The sequence below is a fragment of the Pseudomonas sp. HP_12 genome (assembly GCF_055283955.1).
On the sequence record NZ_JBTOQG010000012.1, the window covers coordinates 139,537 to 161,016 of the forward strand.

General features: G+C 61.1%; 11 protein-coding genes and 5 pseudogenes. 10 read left to right on the top strand and 6 right to left on the bottom strand.

Annotated elements, in window-relative coordinates; translation table 11 throughout:
* The first annotated feature begins 49 nt into the window (after positions 1-49).
* Positions 50-1,051, top strand: coding sequence for a DUF1853 family protein (locus ACYASU_RS10595; protein WP_463582766.1), 1,002 nt, complete (start codon positions 50-52; stop codon positions 1,049-1,051).
* Here ACYASU_RS10595 and ACYASU_RS10600 read toward each other — a convergent pair.
* The 5 genes from ACYASU_RS10600 to ACYASU_RS10620 form a co-directional block, all read right to left on the bottom strand.
* Entirely contained in the window at positions 1,014-2,297 is a 1,284-nt protein-coding gene (locus ACYASU_RS10600; RefSeq protein WP_346630533.1) for an arsenic transporter, read from the bottom strand. The genes ACYASU_RS10595 and ACYASU_RS10600 overlap by 38 nt on opposite strands.
* Positions 2,291-3,529 carry an MFS transporter gene (locus ACYASU_RS10605; RefSeq protein WP_463582767.1) on the bottom strand — a complete coding sequence of 413 codons (1,239 nt, stop codon included), beginning with the start codon at positions 3,527-3,529 and terminating at the stop codon, positions 2,291-2,293. Before ACYASU_RS10605 ends, ACYASU_RS10600 begins: the two co-directional genes overlap by 7 nt.
* A 277-nt stretch (positions 3,530-3,806) precedes the next feature.
* The gene (locus ACYASU_RS10610) at positions 3,807-5,147 is read right to left on the bottom strand and encodes an MFS transporter (RefSeq protein WP_463582768.1); all 1,341 of its coding nucleotides are present in this window, start codon (positions 5,145-5,147) and stop codon (positions 3,807-3,809) included.
* A gap of 141 nt (positions 5,148-5,288) precedes the next feature.
* Positions 5,289-6,128: a hypothetical protein gene (locus ACYASU_RS10615; protein ID WP_463582769.1), complete on the bottom strand. Its 840-nt coding sequence runs from the start codon at positions 6,126-6,128 to the stop codon at positions 5,289-5,291.
* 14 nt (positions 6,129-6,142) lie between these two features.
* The gene (locus ACYASU_RS10620; protein ID WP_463582770.1) at positions 6,143-7,156 is read right to left on the bottom strand and encodes a 1-aminocyclopropane-1-carboxylate deaminase/D-cysteine desulfhydrase; all 1,014 of its coding nucleotides are present in this window, start codon (positions 7,154-7,156) and stop codon (positions 6,143-6,145) included.
* 242 nt (positions 7,157-7,398) lie between these two features.
* Between ACYASU_RS10620 and ACYASU_RS10625 the strand changes: the two are divergent.
* The 4 genes and pseudogenes from ACYASU_RS10625 to ACYASU_RS10640 all read left to right on the top strand — a co-directional run.
* Positions 7,399-9,741 (top strand): annotated as a pseudogene (locus ACYASU_RS10625) (type VI secretion system Vgr family protein); the annotation flags it as partial.
* Between the two features lie 759 nt (positions 9,742-10,500).
* Positions 10,501-11,328 (top strand): annotated as a pseudogene (locus tag ACYASU_RS10630) (phospholipase effector Tle1 domain-containing protein); the annotation flags it as partial.
* Positions 11,325-11,963, top strand: coding sequence for a DUF2931 family protein (locus ACYASU_RS10635; protein WP_463582771.1), 639 nt, complete (start codon positions 11,325-11,327; stop codon positions 11,961-11,963). The pseudogene ACYASU_RS10630 and the gene ACYASU_RS10635, both read left to right, overlap by 4 nt.
* A gap of 97 nt (positions 11,964-12,060) precedes the next feature.
* The gene (locus ACYASU_RS10640; protein ID WP_463582772.1) at positions 12,061-12,699 is read left to right on the top strand and encodes a DUF2931 family protein; all 639 of its coding nucleotides are present in this window, start codon (positions 12,061-12,063) and stop codon (positions 12,697-12,699) included.
* A gap of 94 nt (positions 12,700-12,793) precedes the next feature.
* Here ACYASU_RS10640 and ACYASU_RS10645 read toward each other — a convergent pair whose 3' ends face one another.
* A complete protein-coding gene (locus ACYASU_RS10645) occupies positions 12,794-14,833 on the bottom strand; it encodes an oxidoreductase (protein ID WP_463582773.1) in 2,040 nt (679 codons plus the stop codon).
* Positions 14,834-15,118: 285 nt separating this feature from the next.
* Here ACYASU_RS10645 and ACYASU_RS10650 point away from each other — a divergent pair.
* The 5 genes and pseudogenes from ACYASU_RS10650 to ilvA all read left to right on the top strand — a co-directional run.
* Positions 15,119-15,592 (top strand): annotated as a pseudogene (locus ACYASU_RS10650) (MCP four helix bundle domain-containing protein); the annotation flags it as partial.
* A 12-nt stretch (positions 15,593-15,604) separates the two neighbouring features.
* Positions 15,605-16,759, top strand: a pseudogene (locus ACYASU_RS10655) (methyl-accepting chemotaxis protein); the annotation flags it as partial.
* A 209-nt stretch (positions 16,760-16,968) separates the two neighbouring features.
* A complete protein-coding gene (locus ACYASU_RS10660) occupies positions 16,969-18,120 on the top strand; it encodes a carbon-nitrogen hydrolase family protein (RefSeq protein WP_463582774.1) in 1,152 nt (383 codons plus the stop codon).
* Positions 18,121-18,123: 3 nt separating this feature from the next.
* Positions 18,124-19,164: an AraC family transcriptional regulator gene (locus ACYASU_RS10665; protein ID WP_463582775.1), complete on the top strand. Its 1,041-nt coding sequence runs from the start codon at positions 18,124-18,126 to the stop codon at positions 19,162-19,164.
* Positions 19,165-19,782: 618 nt separating this feature from the next.
* Positions 19,783-21,324: pseudogene (gene ilvA / locus ACYASU_RS10670) on the top strand (threonine ammonia-lyase, biosynthetic); the annotation flags it as partial.
* Between the last annotated feature and the right edge of the window lie 156 nt (positions 21,325-21,480).

Below are 21,480 nucleotides of genomic sequence, written 5' to 3' on the forward strand. Positions count from 1 at the left end.
GACGACGGAGCGGTGGCCGCGAGCGCCACTCACCCGCTATTCTGCCTGGATGAATAATCCTTTCCCGTCCCTGAGCGCCCTGCCCCGTCAGCTCCGCACGCCCACCGTGCGTGACCTGGCGTGGGTGATTCTGTCGCCGCCCCTGCTGGCGGAAACCCGGTGGCCCCAGCGTCACCCGCTCAGCGGCAGTGACTGGGTGCAGCAGCCCGAAGCGCTTGAAGCTTTTTTAACGCAGCTGGACCAGGACGACAGCGCACTCAGCGACTGGCTGGCGAGAAGCTCGACGCGCCGGCTCGGGCTGTATTACGAGCGGCTGTGGCAATTCGCAATTCAGCACGCGCCAGGCGTCGAGCTGCTTGCGGCGAATCTGCCGATTCAGGGCGAAGGGCGCACGCTGGGCGAGCTGGACCTGCTGCTGCGGGATAAAGACGGCGTTCACCACGTCGAGCTGGCCATCAAGCTCTACCTTGGTCGGGAAGATCTGGACGGCGAAGATCCGGCGCACTGGCTGGGTCCCGGCTCCGTTGACCGGCTGGATGTGAAGCTCGCCCACCTTAATGAGCATCAACTGCCCATGTCAGGGCGCCCGGAAAGCACAGTCGTTCTCGCCGCGCGAGGTGTGGAGACCTTCAGCGCTTCGCTCTGGTTGGGGGGTTATCTGTTTTATCCGTGGTCCCTTTATCTCGGGCATAGGACCGACGCCCCGCCACAAGGGGCACACCCTGAGCATCTGCGCGGCACGTGGTTGCATCAGAAGGACTGGCCGGACTACGCAGAAAACAGCCTGGACGGTCGCTGGCAATTGCTGCCGCGTCCGGCCTGGCTGGCACCGGCGCGCTGCGACGAGGCATGGACACCCCGTGAGTTTCAGGACTGGCTGGAAGCCCTGAACCCGCTGTCGCCGGCGCAACTGCTGGTGCGCCTGACCCGCCATGCTGACGGCCATTGGGAAGAGGCCGAGCGGCTGTTTCTGGTGTCGGACCTGTGGCCGAACCTGCCGGACCCGCGCCGCGTTACAGGCTCAGTCGCAGCACCAGCGCCGCCAGAGTGATCAACAGCACCGGTACGGTCAGCACGATGCCGACGCGGAAGTAATAGCCCCAGCCGATGGTCACGCCCTTCTTCGCCAGCACATGCAGCCACAACAGCGTCGCGAGGCTGCCGATCGGGGTAATTTTCGGGCCCAGGTCGCTGCCAATGACGTTGGCGTAAATCATCGCTTCCTGCAGCACGCCGTGGGCGTGGCTTGCATCAATGGACAACAGGCCAATCAGCACCGTCGGCAGGTTGTTCATCACCGACGACAGCAGCGCCGTCAGCACGCCCGTGCCCATCGCCGCGCCCCACAAACCGTGTTCGGCAAAGCGATCGAGCCAGGTCGCGAGGTAATCGGTCAGGCCCTGATTGCGCAGGCCGTACACCACCAGGTACATGCCCAGGGAGAAAATCACGATCTGCCACGGCGCGTCTTTCAATACCTTGCGCGTCGAGATGCGGTGGCCCTTGGCAGCGATGCCCAGCAGGATCGCGGCGCACACGGCGGAGATCGCACTGATCGGAATCCCCAGCGGTTCCAGGGCAAAACAGCCCACCAGCAAAATCCCCAGCACCCACCAGCCGGTCTTGAAGGTCGCGCGGTCCTTGATGGCCGAAGACGGTTCGGCCAGTTGCGAGGCGTCGAAGGTTTTCGGGATGTCGCGGCGAAAGAACAGCATCAGCACTGCCAGCGTGGCGGCGACGCTGACCAGATTCACCGGCACCATCACCGAGGCGTAGCGGTTGAAACCGATGCCGAAATAGTCGGCGGACACGATATTGACCAGGTTGGAGACCACCAGCGGCAGGCTCGCGGTGTCGGCGATGAACCCCGCCGCCATCACGAACGCCAGGGTGGTCGCCGGCGAAAAGCGTAGCGCCAGCAGCATCGACATGACGATGGGCGTGAGGATCAACGCCGCGCCGTCATTGGCGAACAACGCCGACACAAGCGCGCCGAGCAGCACGATAAACGCGAACAGCCGCCGGCCCTTGCCGTTGCCCCAGCGCGCCACGTGCAGCGCGGCCCAATTGAAGAAACCGGCCTCGTCGAGCAGCAGGCTGATAATGATCAGCGCAATGAACGTCCCGGTGGCGTTCCAGATGATGTGCCAGACCTGAGGGATGTCACTCAGGTGCACCACCCCGAAAATCAGGGCGAGCACTGCGCCAAAGGTTGCACTCCAGCCGACACCAAGGCCTTTGGGTTGCCAGATCACCAGGGTGATGGTGACCAGAAAAATCGCGACGGCTATCAACATCTTTTTGAAGTTCTCGGAAGCAGGATGGCGAGGATGCCCAACAGCGGCAGGTAGGAGCACAGCGTGTAGACATAAACGATGCCGTGAAGATCCGCGAGGTGACCCAATAATGCTGCGCCGATGCCGCCAAAGCCGAACATCAGGCCGAAGAAGATGCCGGCGATCATGCCGACATTGCCCGGCACCAGCTCCTGGGCGTAGACCACGATGGCCGAAAACGCCGAGGCCAGGATGAAACCGATGATCACGCTGAGCACGCTGGTCCAGAACAGATCCGCGTAGGGCAACGCGATGGTGAACGGCGCCACGCCCAGAATAGAGAACCAGATCACCGCCTTGCGGCCGATGCGATCACCGATCGGCCCGCCGAAGAACGTGCCCGCCGCCACCGCCGCCAGGAACATGAACAAATGCAGCTGCGAGCTGGCCACCGACAGCTGAAATTTGTCGATCAGGAAGAAGGTGAAGTAGCTGGTGAAGCTGGCCATGTAGAAGTACTTGGAGAACACCAGCATTGCCAGCACTACCAGCGCGCTGGTCACCCGCCGTTTCGACAGCCCGTGGGTCGCCGCCTGGCCGGCCTTGATCTTGAACAGCGCCAGGTGCGCCTTGTACCAGCGGCTGATGGCATACAGCAGGCCCACGGAAAACAGCGCCACCAGCCCGAACCAGGCGATGTGCCCCTGGCCGAACGGGATGATGATCGCCGCCGCCAGCAGCGGCCCGATGGCCGATCCACTGTTGCCGCCCACCTGAAAGGTCGATTGCGCCAGGCCAAAGCGCCCGCCTGAGGCAAGCCGGGCGATGCGCGAGGCTTCGGGGTGGAAGGTCGACGAGCCGATGCCGATCAACCCTGCGGCGAGCAGGATCAGCGGGAAGCTGCCGACGGTCGCGAGCAGCATCACGCCGCCCAGAATGCACAACGAGCCGACCGGCAGCACCAAGGGGTTGGGATGGCGATCGGTGTAGTAACCGACCCAGGGCTGCAGCAACGACGCCGTGACCTGAAACGTCAGGGTGATCAGCCCGACCTGGGTGAAACTCAGGCCGTACGAGGCCTTCAGCATCGGGTAGATCGAAGGCAGGATCGACTGGATCAGGTCATTGAGCAGGTGCGCCAGTGCCACCGCACCGATGATGCGCATGACCAAGGGGCTTGATTGCGTTGATTGCGAGGCGGGAACGGGTTGGGTATCGGTCGCGGGCACGGTTGCAGGGCGGGTAACGGCCATCGGGTCCATCCATCGAACGTTGACGCGCCGTCGGACTCGTTACAGAACATGTCAGCGGCACAAGGGGTCGCCAATGTGCCATTTTTTGGGGCGCCGCTGCCATGTTTTGTTGCTGATTTGTGAGTGGGATAGCGTGTTGCAGTTGTTCTGGCACCCCGTTATCGTCTGGCAGGCGCAACCCTTGTGGGAGTGAGCTTGCTCACGAAGACGGCCTGCAATCCGCCGAAACTCCAGCAGATATTCCGACATCTACGCGAGCATAGAGCACCGCCCCCAGTCAAACCACCGTCTGCAATCTCCCCCGCGCCGTCAGCGAACCCTCGACCTCATGCAGCGACACCCTGGACGTCTCCGGCAGGGCCAGCCCGCCCGCCAGCGCCAGCAGCGCGATCACGATCAGGTAAAACGCCGGCGCCAGGTTGCTGCCCGTCGCGCCGATCAACCAGGTTGCCATCAACGGGGCCGTTCCGCCAAAGATCGTGTACGCCATGTTGTAGGTGATCGCCGAAGCGGTGTAGCGGGTGCGTGTCGGAAAGGTCTCCGACAACAGCGCCGCCGTCACCACGCCACAAAGGACAGCGCCAATCGCCAGCAACATCACGCCGACGATCGACGCCACAAACGAACCGGAACTGGCCATCAAAAACGACGGATACACCACCACGATCAGCAGGACACAGGTGCTGAGCACGGTCTTGCGTCGCCCGATCTTGTCAGAAAATGCCCCGGCCACCGGACAGATGGCGGCGGCGAACAGCAAGGCAATCAACGACACCAGCAGCGCGGTGGCACGACTCAGCCCGCCCGCCACCTGCAGGTACGTCGCGAAATAGGTGGTGAACATGTAAAACGACAGCGCCGTCAGTGACACGAACGCGCCAAGGCAGCAAATCGCCGCGCCGTGGTTGCGCAGGGTTTCCTTGAGCGGCGAATGAGCGACAGCATGCTCCTGCTTGACCGCCTGAAACGCAGGTGTTTCGTCCAGTTTCCAGCGCAGGTACAGCCCGACCAGCCCCAACGGGGCGGCGATCAGAAACGGCAGCCGCCAGCCCCAACTGCCCATGGCCTCGGTGCTCAGCGAGGCTTCCAGCGCGTAGGCAATGATCGCCGCCGCCGCGAACGCCGAAAAAGTCGATACCGGCACGAAGCTGCCGTACCACGCCCGCTGCGTGCGTGGTGCGTGCTCCATCAAGTAAGCGCACGCCCCCGCGTACTCGCCGCCGGCAGAAAAGCCCTGGGCGCAGCGGATGAGGGTGAGCAAGACAGGCGCCATCACGCCGATCGCCGCGTAGGTCGGCAACAGACCGATGATCGTCGTCGCCCCGGCCATCAACAGGATCGTGAACGCCAGCGTGCGTTTGCGGCCGATGCGGTCGCCCAGCATGCCGAAGAACACCCCGCCCAGCGGCCGAAACGCGAAGGCAACGGCGAACACCGCGAAGGTTTTCAATAACGCCGCGCTGGCGTCGCCGCTGGGGAAGAACTGCTGGGCGATGGTCGTGGCCAGAAAGCCGTACACCGCGAAGTCGAACCATTCGACGAAATTGCCGATGGCGGCCGCCACGATGACTTTTCTCAGAGTGGCAGGGTCAACCTGCTCAAGGACGGGAGTGGTCATGCATACCTCGGCGCACGTGGGAAAGATCCGATTATCGGCACAGCGCCCTGCCCGCCCGACTCCAGAAATGCCGCCGACGTACTCAGGACCGACCTGTCGGGAGGTGTGGGCCGCAGGATTCGTGCCATCGCGTGGATTGGGTCATTTGCTCCCCTTCAGACCAAACGCCCGTGGGCACAACCGTGGTTCGTATTTCACATCCCATTTATCCGCCGTAGCGACGAGCACCACATCGTCATCCACCCGCACGACGCGTTCGCGAGGTTTGGCGCACGCATCCTGTGCATAGGTTTCCAACCGGTACGCAAAAATCTCGGCCACGCCCAGTAGCGCCCTGTCGAACCACGGCGACGCGAAGGTGATGACCAGAAACAACATTGCCATGGCGATCAGCCGTGCAAATTCGAGCTGCACCCGCCGGCCTAAGCGCGCTCGCGAGCGCTTGAACAAAGCCCGCTCTGAAAACACCACAAACAGAAGGTTGTTGACCAGCGCAGACCACACGCCGTAGCCAAAAGCGCGAATGGCAACACTGATATACAGCAGCGTGAGAAACGCAACGGCCACAACGACAGTGGCGGGTACTGCAATAAAGGCGGTGGTATACGGAAAGGGATTCGACGCCGTTTTCGAGAATTCATTGATCAGCGTAGAAGCGTAGCCGGCGGACACCGAAGCGGACATGGTCAACAGCCCGGCCATCAAGGCTTTGCCATATAAAGAGCGCTTCGCCCATCGATCCACGGCTCCGATCCAGCCGTTGATCTCAATACACAGGGCAATAATCAGCGGGATACCTGACATCGCCATGAGGCTATGGGCCGCCGCTCCCAACTCACCGGTGTACGCCGCAGCGAGAAGTGACAACACAGCAATGAGCAGGCCAGCGTCATACAAGCTTACTTTGAGCGAAAGACGCCGACGCTTTCTAACGAACCTGACTTTTTTGGCGTGCAGATAACCAATGAACTTCAACAGCATTGGAACTCCTTGTTTTACGTGAGTGACGACACGCGAAGATCAGCGGCCTCGTCACTGGAACGCCTGCCTTGCAGCCCGCCCGAATGTATAAATATCAACCGGGTGCCGATCGCGAATCGCCCCTCCTGTACGTACTGCTTCAACGCCAACAGCGCCTTGCCGGTGTAGATGGGCTCGAACGGGATTCCGGATTCGCGCTCGCAGCAACGGATGAAGTCGAGCAACTGAGCATCAGTCCTGGCAAAGGCGCCGAGGGATGCATCAAGCAACGAATACGGCAGCCTTGACTTCAAGCAGCTGCTTTTTTCAAGGTCCGCATATTCCGATATTCCAGTAGTCCATTTCTCACACGTTCGCGAACCTTCCCGGAGCAATGCGTCGACGTTGCCTGCCACCCCATGATCCCCCGGCACCGCCATCGCGCCGATCACCCCATGCTGCCCTGCTTCCGCGAGCACCAGTCCCGCCAAGGTTGTGCCGGTGCCACAGGCCAGCCACCAGCCGTCGTAATCCGCCCACCCCAGATCGCCGAGTTGGCTGCGCGCCTGTTCAACGATCTCAGCGCAGCCTACCGCGCCGCCGAGCCCGCCGCCGCCTTCAGGCACCGGATAAAGATGCGGATAACGCTCGCGCCACGGCACCCAGAAATCCCTGTCATGCCGCGCGCGATAACCGGCGTAACCCAGCCAGTTCAGCTCCATGCCGAACCCCAGCAGATCCAGCACCGTTGGCGTTTCGACCGCATGCCCCCGCACCAGCCCGACCGTGGCAAAACCAAAGCGCTTGCCCGCCGCCGCCAGCGCATGCAGGTGATTGGAATGCGCGCCGCCCAGGCTGATAACGCCCCGCGCGCCGGCCTGCTCGGCGGCCGCCAGATGGTGCTTGAGCTTGAACCATTTATTGCCGCTGATCAGCGGATCGACGAGGTCCAGCCGCAGGATCGCCGCCTCCACACCGGCTGTCTGGAGCCAGTCGAAACGGAGGGGTTGCAGCGGTGCACAAGGGAGTGGTGATGAAGGAGCAAACATGAAATCGGTCGGGCAATGGACGGAGCGCGAGTCTAGCACTCGTTGCGCTGGCGTCTCGATTTGGGGGGCTGTGTAGGGGAATTCTTGATCTTCATTAGGAAGCGTCCGGTTCGTGTTTTGCCTATGGAATGACGCTTTGAAAAGCCTCATCTTCGCCCGCCTCAGCCCTCTCTCATGGACGAGTTGACCCCGTTTTCTGCCGACCGGTCAGGGGCGCTTATTCCTGCCAAGGACGCTCACTCATGCTCACCGTATTGCCACCTTTTTTCGATCACAGTCGCCATAAACTTGTTGTTCATCGCTTTCCTGTAGCGCTCGATGTACTTGCGTTCGAGGGGGAGGAGCGGCTGAGTCAGCCGTTTCATTACCGCGTTGAATTTACTTCGGTTGAGCAGGACATAGGGGCTGAACGTGTGTTGGGGCGGGATGCGCAGTTCAGCCTGCATGCGGCGGCGCATACGTTGCCTGTTCCGATTCGTGGGTTGCCGGTGCCTTCGGTTAAACCGCTGCGAACGCTGCATGGTGTGGTTACAGGTTTTAAACGTCTTTCTGGTTCGGCTGACGAGGCCAGATACGAGATCACTTTGCAGCCGCGCCTTGCCTTGCTGGGCCGAGGGCGGCAGTTTCGGATCTATCAGCATCAGTCGGTGCCGCAAATTGTCGAGAGCATCTTGCGCACGCGGCATGACTTTGAGGGACAGGATTTTCTGTTCTCGCTGGTGCGGGAGTATCCGACGCGTGAGCAGGTGATGCAGTACGGCGAGAGTGATCTCGCTTTCATTTCCAGGCTGTTGGCGGAGGTGGGGATCTGGTATCGCCTCACCAACGATGAGCGATTGGGTATTGCGGTCGTCGAGTTTCATGATGACCAGCGGCATTACGCTAAGCCTCGGGTTAGCTTGCCTTACCGGCCGCAGTCGGGGTTGGGCAGCAGTGGAGCAGACGGGGTTTGGGCGCTGCAAGTCAGTCATGAAGTGGTGGAGAAAAACGTTTACTTTCGTGCCTACCACCATAGGGATGCCAGTGCGTGGCTGGATGGGGATGTTGATCAGACCCGGGGTGACCCGACTACTTATGGCGAGGCGTATCACTATGCCGAGCCGTACAAGGCCTTGGGCGACAAGCTGGATCAGGACGAGGATCTGCTCGGGGAAAGCGGGTTTTTTTATGCCCGGTTGCGGCATGAGCGGTATCTGAATGATCAGACTCGCTTAAGTGGCGTGAGCAGCAGTGCTTCGTTGGGATTGGCGCAGGTGCTGGCGATTTCCGGTGGGGCGCCTCAGGCGTTTGAACCAGGGGCGGTGATCACTGGATTGAAGTTGCGCGCTGCGCGGGATCGCAGTTTTGAGCTGAGTTTTGAGGCTATTCCCTATTCGGAGAGCGTGTGTTTTCGGCCGCCGTTGCTGGCCAAGCCTGAGATAGCCGGGACCGTCCCGGCGCGGGTCACCAGCTCGCTGGCCAACGATCCGTATAGCCACATTGATAGTGAAGGTCGTTACAAGGTCAGCTTTCTGTTTGACCGAGACAGCTGGAAACTGGGTGAGGAAAGCCTTTGGTTGCGCCTCGCCCGTCCGTACGCAGGCGATACCCACGGCCTGCACCTGCCGCTGATTTGCGGGACCGAGGTGGCGATCGTGTTTGAGCAGGGCGACCCGGATCGGCCGTATATCGCCCATGCCCTACATGACAATCGCCATCCCGACCATGTGACGCTGCTGCGCAGCGATTACAAACGCAATGTCCTGCGCACCCCGGCGAACAACAAGCTGCGCATGGAGGACGATCGCGGCAAGGAACACATCAAACTCAGCACCGAACACAGCGGCAAGAGCCAGCTGAACCTTGGGCATCTAGTCGACAGCGAGAAGGATAAGCGCGGCGAAGGCTTTGAATTGCGCACCGATGGCTGGGGTGCGATTCGGGCCGGGCGTGGGGTGTTTATCAGCGCGGATGGCCAGGCCAAAGCGCAGGGCAAGCAGCTCGACATGAGTGCCGCAATCGGTCGCTTGCAGAGTGCCGGCGAGCAGCTGAAAACAATCTCCGCAGATGCTGACATTAGTCACGCCGATGCCGCTGGCGTCCAGGCGCAACTCGATCTGCTCAAACAGGATCTGGACGCGCTCAAATCCTCGGTGTTGCTGCTCAGCGCTCCGGACGGCATTGCCCTGACCAGCGGCAAACATCTGCAACTGGCCGCGCAAGACAACCTGATGCTCAACGCGGGCGGCCACGCCGACATCAGCGTGGTCAAGAAACTGTTCATGGGTATCGGCCAGGGCCTGAGCCTGTTCGTGCGCAAGGTCGGACTCAAGCTGATCTCCAACGAGGGCCCGGTGAGCATCCAGGCGCAGAACGATCGTCTGGAATTGCTCGCTCGCCAGGGAATAAACATCACCAGCACCGAAGACGAAATCCACATCACCGCCAAGAAGCGAATTGTCCTCAACGCCGGCGGCAGCTACCTAGCCATTGAGCGGTGCAGCATCGAGTCCGGCACCGCGGGCGACTATCTCATCAAAGCCGCGCACTTCGACTTCAGACCGAAAGCCGCGCAGGAGGTTGAACTGCCTGCTTTGCCACCGTTGTTGGATATACCGCCTGAATTGCACGAATTCTGGCCAAGCTTCAGCGGCGGCAACATTCACTACGAACGGAGCATGATCAAGAATGCTGCGCCGGTTAAAGAGCCTGAGCTAGTTGAGGAGGAAGAAGAGGAAGAGGAAATCACCGATGGCATCACCCTGCGCATCGGTCTGTTCTTTGATGGGACGGGGAACAACCAGAGCAATGCGGCGGCGACCGCACAGTGCCGACAATCGGATCTGGACAGTTTCAGCCGTAAAGAGCTGGAGAGTATTGCGGCGACGTGCAAGCAGTATGGGTTTGGGGAGTTTGACGGGAGTGCGTTCAATAGCGCGCCGGATAACAGTTACGGGAATGCGCCGAGTAATGTGGCGCATTTGTATGATTTGTATCCGGATAACACTGCAACACCAGTCGGTAAGGATTCAGAGACTGGTTATATCAGGGCGTACATCGAAGGCATCGGCACCCGTAGCGGCGGCGAGGATGACGTGCTGATCGGGCAAGCTCTCGGGCAAGGTGAAACGGGCGTGGTGGCGCGGGTCAAAGAGGCGCCTACGTTGATCGAAAGACAGTTAGAGCAGTTCCTCCAAATCAATCCCGGCACAGCTATTCGCACCGTTGAATTCGACATCTTCGGTTTCAGCCGCGGAGCCGCGGCTGCACGGCATTGCGCTAACGAAGTCCTTAAGCCTCATCGTGGGGTATTCAGCGAGCTGCTTGTCGGGGGGCGCACTGGTCTATTAAGAAGTTTCAACTCGGCCGCTGATGTGTGCATCAATTTGGTCGGCCTGTTCGATTCCGTTGCGGCCATCTCAGACCCACTACATGGCGACTTCAGCCCAGGCAATGACATTAATCGTGGCGTCAATCTCTACCTGCCACCTGACTGCGCGCGGCAGGTCATTCACCTTCAAGCACTCGACGAGTATCGAGCCGACTTTTCTCTTAATAACGTGCACCAGACGCACCTCCAGATCGGACTGCCGGGCGCCCACTCCGATGTCGGCGGGGGCTATCTGCCGCGAGCACAAGAAAATTTGTGGATGACGCAGCCCTGTAAGGCCAGCGTTCCGACCGGCCAAAGGATTGAGTTACATGCGGCTTGGGCTCGTGCAGAGGCGGACGCTAAGGTACTGCGCGAATCAGGCGTCGCTCGCGATGGCTACGTTGCGGTGAAAGCCTGGCCTGCAGCAACTAACCCACGCGGGAAAGTTGAGCCGGTCATGCAGGACTACTGGATAACCGTAATCCTTGAACGCCCAGTGCATGGCGAACTGAGCCTGATTGCACTGCGTGTCATGCGTGAGCTGGGGATACGTCACGGCATTCCATTCAAAGATCTGGAAGAGCGGCCTGAACTCGCGATACCGGAAGAGCTCATGCCTATCGCCAAGCAAATCTTGCAACGGGTAATGACGGACCGGCTCGTAAACCTTGAACCTGCGCATGAGGCGCTGCTACGAGCGCGTTACATCCATATGTCCGCGCACTGGACGCCACGAGGCCCCTTCTTGCTTAGCAAGCCAGCACCGTTGAGTCGTAGGAATGTGCATCTCAACCGCCCGCAAAAAGGCTATCCAGAGTGAAGCGCCTGATCTTCGCTGTAGGGCTGCTTATTAGTCTGAGTGCCTGCGCTGGCGCGCCAGGATTCCCGCCTGCTCCGAAGTTGCCGTATCCGGCCTGGTACATAGGTTTCGCTGCACCCAAGCACATGGAAGTCTGGGTCGAAACCGTAGATGTGCTGGACAAGCGTGGACTCGCGTTTTTCCGGGTACACGGTGGCGTCGCAAGTTATACCGGGAACGTCGAGGGCTGGCACCGAGGGGGCTCAGGAGGGAAACCTATAAATAACGTCGATCTGCCCGACCAGATCTTCCTGCGCTGGCAGTCACTGGTGGAGTCACAGGCTTACAAGGTCAGAATACAAATACCGCAGTGGGTGCGAAACGAGATGATTCGTCCAGAACGAGCGTTTTGCTTGGTCCCAAATGATTGGAAGGACGACTACCGGAATGTGATTTCCTTAGGCATGGCCCCCGGAGGGGTCGTGAAAGTCTGGGTCGGTGGTCCATGCGTGGGTTTCAAAGAAGTCGGCCGCTACCAAGCTAAAGTCGAACCGCTCGGCCCCTATCGTGGCGCAAGCAAGGGCAAGTACATCCCGCTCGAACCTGAGAACAAAGCTTATGTAGAACAACACGGCATTCCCTATGGCAGTTGGTAACTCGGCCATGAGTGCTAACAAGAGGCATCAATGCACGCGACGGCTAGCGCATCTGCGGCTTTGTTCAAGGCTTCCATTTGCAGACTGGGTTTTCCGAATGAGGCATCTGGTCTTTGCGCTCGGATTGCTGATCAGCCTGAGTGCCTGCGCAACGGGTAGCTCAGTACCCCCACCTGTTAAGCTGCCGTATCCGGCCTGGTACATAGGTTTTGCTGCACCCAAGCACATGGAAGTCTGGGTTGAGACCGTCGACGTGCTGGACAAGCGTGGACTCGCTTTCTTTCGGGTACACGGTGGCGTAGCGAGCTACACCGGGAAAGTCGAGGGCTGGCACCAAGGGGGGGCGGGAGGAAAACCTATAAACAACGTCGACTTGCCAGACCTGATCTTTTTGCGATGGCAGTCACTGGTAGAGCCGCAGTCGTACAAGATCAAAGTACAGATACCACAGTGGGTGCGAGACGAGATGGTTCGGCCGGAAAAAGCGTTTTGTCTGGTCCCAAATGATTGGAAGGAAGACTACCGGAATGTCATCACCTTAGGCATGGCCCCAGGGGGGATCGTGAAAGTCTGGGTTGGCGGCCCATGCCTGGGCTTCAAAGAAGTCGGCCGTTTTCAGGCCGAAGTCGAACCCCGTGGCCCTTACCTGAACGATAAAGGGCTGTATTACCGAGCCCCAAATCCAGCCGCTCAAGCCTGGATTGACCAGCACGGAATCCCCTACGGCAGCTGGTAACCGTCCCACCCGCAGAGTCCCTACAGACCCTGGCGGCACGCGACCCAAGCCCATCAACCCCAACCGCAACATCACCCGTTAGAACCCAACCCCCTTACAACCCCGAGGCCAACCGCGACCCCTGATCAATCGCCCGCTTGGCATCCAGTTCAGTCGCGACATCCGCCCCGCCAATCAGGTGCACGCTCTGCCCCGCCGCCTGTAACCCGTCATACAGTTCACGCAGCGGATCCTGCCCGGCGCAAATCACCACGTTATCAACCGGCAACAGTTTCTCCTCGCCCTCTGCCCCAATCCGAATGTGCAGACCCGCATCGTCAATCTTCAAATATTCCACGCTGTTGAGCATCTGCACCTGTTTGTTCTTAAGCCCCGTGCGATGAATCCAGCCGGTGGTCTTGCCCAGGCCATCGCCAACTTTCGTGGCCTTGCGCTGCAGCAGGAACACCTGACGGGCCGGTGCATGGGGATGGGGCTTGATCCCGGCCACGCCGCCGCGCGCTTGCAGCTGGGTGTCGATGCCCCACTCGTCCCAGAACGCGTCGCGATCCAGGCTGGTGGCGACGCCCTGGTGGACGAGGAATTCCGACACGTCGAAGCCGATGCCGCCCGCGCCGATCACGGCGACGGACTTGCCCACCGGCTTGCGGCCGAGGATCACGTCGAGGTAGCTCAGCACCTTGGGGTTGTCGACACCGGGGATGGCGGGCGTTCGCGGCGCGATACCGGTGGCCAGAATCACTTCGTCATAGCCTTTGCCGAGCAGGTCATCGGCCGTGACGCGGGTGTTCAGGCGCAGGTCGACGCCGGTGGTTTGCAGCTTGCGGCCGAAGTAGCGCAGGGTCTCGAAGAACTCTTCCTTGCCCGGAATGCGCTTGGCGATGTTGAACTGCCCGCCGATTTCGCTGGCCGAGTCGAACAACGTCACGTCATGCCCTCGCTGGGCCGCGACGGTTGCGGCAGCGAGGCCCGCAGGACCGGCGCCGACCACGGCGATTTTGCGGACCTGAGTGACCGGCAGGTAATTGAGCTCGGTTTCATGGCAGGCGCGGGGGTTGACCAGGCAGCTGGTGAGCTTGCCGCCAAAGGTGTGATCCAGACACGCCTGGTTGCAGCCGATACAGGTATTGATCTCGTCGCTGCGACCGGCCGCGGCTTTGTTGACGAATTCGGGGTCGGCGAGAAACGGGCGCGCCATGGAGACCATGTCGGCGTCACCTTCGGCCAGCACCTGCTCGGCGACCTCGGGGGTATTGATGCGGTTTGTGGTGATCAGCGGGATCGACACCGAGCCGCGCATTTTCGCCGTCACTTTGGCGAAGGCAGCGCGCGGGACTTTGGTGGCGATGGTCGGAATCCGCGCTTCGTGCCAGCCAATGCCGGTGTTGATCAGCGTGGCCCCCGACCGTTCGATGGCCTGGGCCAGTTGCACCACTTCTTCCCAGGTACTGCCGCCCTCGATGAGGTCGAGCATTGACAGTCGATAAATGATGATGAAATTCGGGCCGACGGCTTCACGCACGCGCCGCACGATCTCTACCGGCAGGCGCATGCGGTTTTCGTAGCTGCCGCCCCAACGGTCGCTACGATGGTTGGTGTGGGTGACGAGAAACTGGTTAATGAAATAACCTTCGGAGCCCATGATCTCGACGCCGTCGTACTCGGCGGTCTGCGCCAGGGTCGCGCAGGTGACGAAATCCTGAATCTGCTTCTCGATGCCCTCTTCGTCGAGCTCTTTGGGTGTGAAGGGGTTGATCGGCGCCTGGATCGCGCTCGGTGCGACTTGCTTGGGGCTGTAGGCGTAGCGCCCGGCGTGAAGGATCTGCATGCAAATCTTGCCGCCAGCCTCATGCACGGCTTGGGTGACGACACGATGGTTGTCCGCCTCTTCCGGCGTCGACAGCTTGGCCGCCCCCGAATACACCCCGCCTTCAGCGTTCGGTGCGATACCGCCGGTGACCATCAGGCCGACCCCGCCCCGTGCGCGCTCGGCGAAATACACCGCCATGCGCTCGAACCCGCCCGGCTTCTCTTCAAGCCCGGTGTGCATCGAGCCCATCAGGGTGCGGTTGCGCAGCGTGGTGAAACCCAGGTCCAGGGGAGCGAGCAAATGCGGGTAGTGGGGGGCGGCCATAAAAACTCCATCGAGCATCATCACGGGGCGCGAGCGCTCTGTGGCGCCCGTCGAATCAGTCAGGGCCTTGAACGAGCGCCTTGTACATGGCGCAAACAGTAAACAGCAGCCCGATCATGCTCAATGACTGAAAGTAACAAATCAATGATCTAGCGGTGCACCGTGGCGTTCATCGGGTGCCCTTTCAGCCTTCAACTTCGGCGCCGATAACTCTGTGACGACCTTGCCCCATCGCACCGATGGCTGAGCAATGTCCTACTTCTCAATACCTCGGCAGGACGATCAATGAGCTGGATCAATGATGCAAAAATTTCGACCAAGTTGATCACAGCCTTCACGCTGTGCGCATTCATCACCTTGGGAGTAGGCGTGCTGGGAAGCCGTGGCGTGTCGGACCTGTCGGACAGCCTGAAGCTGGTGTTCAGCAACAACCTGGTGTCCGTCGCAGACACCGGCCAGGCCAAAACCAACGCCGTGGGACAAAGCCGCGATCTGTATAGGTTATACACAGCCACGGCCGCCGGCCTGCCCCAGGGCGTGAAAGACGAAGTGATTGCATCGATGAACGCCAACCAGCAGCAGAGCGAGAAAGCGTTCGCCGAATACCGCAAGACCCCGCTGGCCGACGATGAGCGCGCGGCGGGCGACCAGATGGAAAAAGACTGGCCGGCCTACCAGGCACTGGTCCAGAAATACGTCGGCCTCATGAAAGCCGGCGACCTTGATAACGGCCGTGCCTTGTTGTTTGGCGATCTGCAGGCGGCGTTCCGCGTGGTGCTCGATGAATTGACCGTTATGGTTGAGTCCAATAACCGGCAGATCGGCGAAGGCGCCGAGGATGCCGCCCGCATGGAGTCCTCCGCCAAGACCTCGCTGTACATCGGCATCGCTATTGCCTTTCTGGCGGCGATCTTGCTGGGTATGTTCATCAGTCGCCTGATCAGCCGTCCTCTCGCCTATGCGGTCACGAGCGCGCGGAGCATTGCTGGCGGTGATCTGACTCAACAGATTGTCAGCACCGGCCGTGATGAGGCCGGGCAATTGTTGACGGCGCTGGGCGAGATGCAAGGCAGCCTGAAAAGCACCATTCAGCAGATTGCCGATGCGTCCAGTCAACTGGCCTCTGCCGCAGAAGAGCTGACCGCCGTCAGCGATAACGGCAGCCGAGGGTTGGTCCGCCAGAACGACGAGATCCAGCAGGCCGCGACCGCCGTCACGGAAATGACTTCCGCTGTGGAAGAAGTGGCACGCAACGCCGTGTCGACTTCCGACGCGTCGAGGACTACCAGCAAACAGGCCAGCGAGGGCCGCGACCAGGCCCGTGGCGCGGTCGAAGCCATCAACAGCGCGACCACCGAAATCGCCACCTCGACCAACATGGTCCGCGACCTTGCCGTGCAGGTCCGGGACATCGGCAAAGTGCTGGACGTGATTCGCGGCATCGCCGAACAGACCAACCTGCTGGCCTTGAACGCCGCCATCGAAGCCGCCCGTGCCGGTGAGCAGGGCCGGGGCTTTGCCGTGGTCGCCGACGAAGTCCGGGCCTTGGCCGCGCGCACCCAGGCCTCGACCGGTGAAATCGAAGGCATGATCAACAGCGTCCAGGCCAGCGCCGACCAGGCGGTCGGGGCGATGGGCAAAAGCCAGTCGCTGGTGACCGACACCCAGGCGCTGGCCCAGGCAACGGGTCGCGCCCTGGAGCAGATCGCCGACGGCATCGCCCAGATCAACGAACGCAACATGGTCATCGCCACCGCATCCGAGGAGCAGGCGAATGTCGCGCGCGAGGTGGACCGCAATCTGGTGAACATCCAGGATCTGTCTACCCAGACGGCGGCCGGTGCGCACCAGACCAACGCCTCGACTCAGGACCTTTCCCGCCTGGCGGTTTCGTTCAACACGCTGGTCAGCCGCTTCCGCCTGTAATACGCGCTGCCCGTGATGCCTGCAAATCGCCGGCATCACGATTGATCCATACAGCGCAGGCGGCCGCCGATGCCGCCTCACCTCAACGCATTCGCCGAATGGCCGTCCGGGTCGTTGGCAAACCTTCTCCAAATCGCCGTTTTGCCGTAGCCTTCCGGCAACGTCATGGCGCCCCGCGCGCCTTCTTCAGAGGCAGCTCTCCTTTCTTCATGCGCAAAGTTCTCGGCTCACTTACCGCAGCAGTGCTGGTGATGCTTCTCGTCAGCTACGGGCTGTGGACGGGCAAGCGTCATGTCGGGCACTACCTGACGGACCTGCGCATCCAGTTGGTGATCAACGACGGGCAACCCGGGGAACGCGGCAACCTGCTGGGCATTCAGCCCGAGCTGTTCCCTTCCGATTATTCGAGCGTCAAGCGCCTGCACCGCAAGCTGGCGTCCTATCTGGTGCAGGCTCGCGACCATGGGCTGCTCAACGATAAAACCATCGTGGTGCTGCCCGAGCACATCGGCACCTGGTTGTTGGCGGTGGACGAAAAAACCCAGTTCTATCAGGCCACCACCCTCGAAGAAGCCATGAACTGGCTGGCGTTCAGCAACCCGCTGCTGTTCATCGACGCGGTGATTCACGCGCGGGGAAGCAGCCGTTTCGAGGATGCACGCCTGCGCATGAAGGCGCACAGCATGGCGCAGGATTATCAAACCGTGTTCGGCGGGCTGGCGAAGGAATTCGGGGTAACGCTGGTGGCGGGCTCGATCGTGCTGCCCAGCCCGCAGGTGGAAAACGGTGAACTGCACATCGGCCATGGCGCGCTCTACAACAGCAGCCTGGTGTTCGGCCCTGACGGCATGCCCTTGGGGCAACCCCAGCGCCAGTTGTTTCCGGGCTGGAATCAGCGGGGTTACATCCGCCCCGGCAAGGACGCGCCGCTCAACGTAATCGACACCCCCGCCGGGCGGCTGGCGACGCTGATCGGCAGTGACAGCTGGTACCCCGACAACTACGCGCGCCTCAATGCCAGCGGCGTCGAGCTGATCGCAGTGCCAGCCTACGTCGCCGGCACGGACGGCTGGTCGCAACCCTGGCGCAGCGACAAGCACGACGCGCTGGCGGCCCATCTGAACCTGGGCGCCAAGCCGATCACCCAGGGCGAAGCCTGGCGTCGATTGGCCCTGACACCGGCCAGCACGGCCAAGGCCGGCGTCAGCGTTTTCATGCGCGGCCAGTTCTGGGACCAGGGCAGCGCCGGCCACAGTTTCGCCAGCCGCGACGGACAGAGCATCGCCGAGCAATCCATCAGTGCCGCCCCGAAAGGCGTCCGCCCCGGTCATGGCGCGCGCCTGATCAATCTGTGGTTGTGACCGATGAGCTCCCCTCGCGTGCGTCTGGGCGACCTGTCCGTGGGTTTCGTTCACAGCCTCGCTGATGCTATTCGCGGCGAGGGCAAAGACCCGCAACCCTTGCTGGCGCAATATGGCCTGGACGCTGCGCGACTGGGTGAGGCCGGCGCCCGGCTGTCGATCCCGCGCTACATGCGCCTGGGCCATGGGGCCATCGAACTCACCGGCGTGCCTGCCCTGGGCCTGAGGATGGGCCAATCCAGTCGCTTGAGTCACGCCGGGCTGGCTGGCATCACCGCTGCCCAAGCGCCAACGGTGCGGGAAGCGGCGCGGACGCTGATTCGCTTTGAAGCGCTGTACGGCTCGAATTATCGCGGCCAGTCGAGCCTGCGCGAAGACAGCGCCGGTGCCTGGCTGCGTTTTTACTCGATCAGTCCGTACAACGACTACAACCGCTTCGTGGTGGATTCGATTCTCAGCGGCTGGCTGCATCAGCTGTCGACCCTGAGCGGGACGAAGCTTGTCGCCGAACGTCTGGAGATCGAATTCGACGCCCCCGCCTACGCCGCGGAATACGCCACGCTCTGCGAGCAGCCCGTGAGTTTCGCGGCGGGCGTCAACCAGTTGCGCCTCAACCAGTATCAGCTTGGCCTGCGCAATCCCGACCACGTGCCCAGTACCTGGCGGCATCTGCTGCAGGTGTGTGAACGGGAACTGGAACAGCTCACCCGAACCCGCAGCCTGCGCGAGCGCATCACCCAGTTGCTGGGGCCGTTGTTGAATGGGGGGCGGGAGCCGGATCTGGAAGAAGTGGCCGCGCGACTGAAGCTGCCGACCTGGACCCTGCGCCGCAAGCTGGCGGACGAAGGCACACAGTTTCGCGCGATCCTCAATGACACCCGGCGCGACCTCGCCATGACCTACATTCGGGACACCGAACTGGCCTTTGGCGAAATCGCTTACTTGTTGGGATTTGCGTCGGCCGAAGCCTTTCAGCGGGCCTTCAAACGCTGGACCGAACAGACGCCCGGTGCGTTTCGTCGTAGCCAGCGCCAGTCGCTCTGACTGGCAGGCGTGGGCTTTCTTACAACTCGGTGGCGTCTTCGGCAGGTTCCAGCGGGTCCATCTCGTACGCCTGGTATTCCAGCAGTTCTTCCTGGTACTCGTCCATTTTTGCGCCCTCGTGGCGGGTTCTTGTGATCGATGGTGTTTTTGTGTCGCTGAGTCATTCAGCAGCAGATTCACTGACTACGCGCCCAACCCTAAAGTGCCCTCATGAACAAAAAATGAAGGCCCGTTGAACACTAGACGCGCCCGGATAAACGGCAAGTGCCAAGTGATCTCCAAGCCTTCTTTGGGCTCGCCCTCCGTTTTTTTCGGCCTGCCAGTTTTTTAGCGATGGCGGGGTTAGCCCCCTTGACGACCGCGCCGTGTTCGCAATAGTCTCCACGCCATGAACGCACCCCAGCATTGCTTCGGCCAGATAATTATTACCGCCATTCCAGTCATGGCGGGTTAGCCGACGTTTGCACCCAACCCGCCCTAGAGGCGGGTTTTTTATCTCTGTCTCCCGGGCCAAAAACCACATCAGGAGCCAGACATGATCATTCGCCCTTCCCTCGCTTTCTTCGCCGCCAACCTGATCATCGCAAGCCTTTCCACGAGGCCCACACGATGAATCAGATGCCAGCCCAGCCGCTCGCTCAGGGCGACTTGCTCAATCACTACGTCAAAAAGATCCTGACCTCCCGGGTGTATGACGTTGCCGTGGAAACCCCGCTGCACGCCGCCCGCCAGCTGTCTGCGCGCCTGGGCAATAACGTGCTGCTCAAGCGCGAAGACTTGCAGCCGGTTTACTCCTTCAAGATTCGCGGCGCGTACAACAAGCTGGCGCAGTTGAGTCCGGAAGAACTGGCGCGGGGCGTGGTGACGGCGTCGGCGGGTAATCACGCCCAAGGCCTGGCGCTGGCGGCGAAGACGCTGGGCGTGTCCGCCACCATCGTCATGCCCAAGACCACCCCGGAGATCAAGGTCGAAGGCGTGCGCTCTCGGGGCGGAAAAGTCGTACTGCACGGTGACTCGTTTCCCGAAGCGTTGGCGTATTCGCTGAAGCTGGTTGAGGAACATGGCTACGTCTATGTCCACCCGTATGACGATCCCGACACCATTGCCGGGCAAGGCACCGTGGCGATGGAAATCCTGCGTCAGCATCAGGGGCCATTGGATGCGATCTTCGTCCCGGTGGGTGGCGGCGGGTTGATTGCCGGTATCGCGGCGTACGTGAAATACCTGCGCCCGGAGATCAAGGTGATTGGCGTCGAGCCCGATGACTCCAATTGCCTGCAACAGGCCATGGCCTACGGCGAGCGCGTGGTGCTTCAGCAAGTCGGGCTGTTCGCTGATGGCGTCGCGGTGGCGCAGATCGGTCAGTACACCTTCGAGATATGCAAGGATTACGTCGACGAAGTGATCACGGTCAGCACCGATGAAATCTGTGCGGCGATCAAGGACATCTACGATGACACTCGCTCGATCACCGAACCCGCCGGCGCCCTGGGCGTGGCCGGGATCAAGAAATACACCGAACAGTACGAAGTCACCGGGCAGACCTTCGTCGCCATCGATTCCGGCGCCAACGTCAACTTCGACCGCCTGCGCCATGTGGCCGAGCGCGCTGAGCTGGGCGAAGGCCGTGAAGCGATCATCGCCGTGACCATTCCGGAACAGCCGGGCAGCTTCAAGGCGTTCTGCGAGGCCATCGGCAAGCGGCAGATCACCGAGTTCAACTACCGCTACCACACTGACCGCGAGGCACACATCTTTGTCGGCGTGCAGACCCACCCCGACACCGACCCGCGCAAAGCCCTGATCGCGAGCCTGACGGAGCAGGGTTTCCCGGTGCTCGACCTGACCGACAACGAACTGGCCAAACTGCACCTGCGGCATATGGTGGGCGGGCATTCGGAGCGGGTCAGCGATGAAGTGGTACTGCGCTTTGAATTCCCCGAGCGGCCGGGTGCGCTATTCAACTTTCTGAACAAGCTGGGCGGGAAATGGAATATTTCGATGTTCCACTACCGCAATCACGGCGCCGCGGATGGCCGAGTGGTGGCGGGGTTGGTGGTGCCGGAGGATGAACGGCATCTGGTGCCCCAGGCCCTGGCGGAAATTGGCTATCCGTATTGGGACGAGACCAAGAACCCTGCTTACAAGCTGTTTTTGGGGGGATGCGGCTACGAACGACACCGAAGATCTGCAGGCCCAGCGCACCCTTGTGGGAGCGAGCTTGCTCGCGAATAGGCCAGACCAGCCACTAAATCTCCAGCGGCTGAAATGACCTCGTGAGCAAGTTGGAACCCCGGTCACTCACAAGTTTTACGT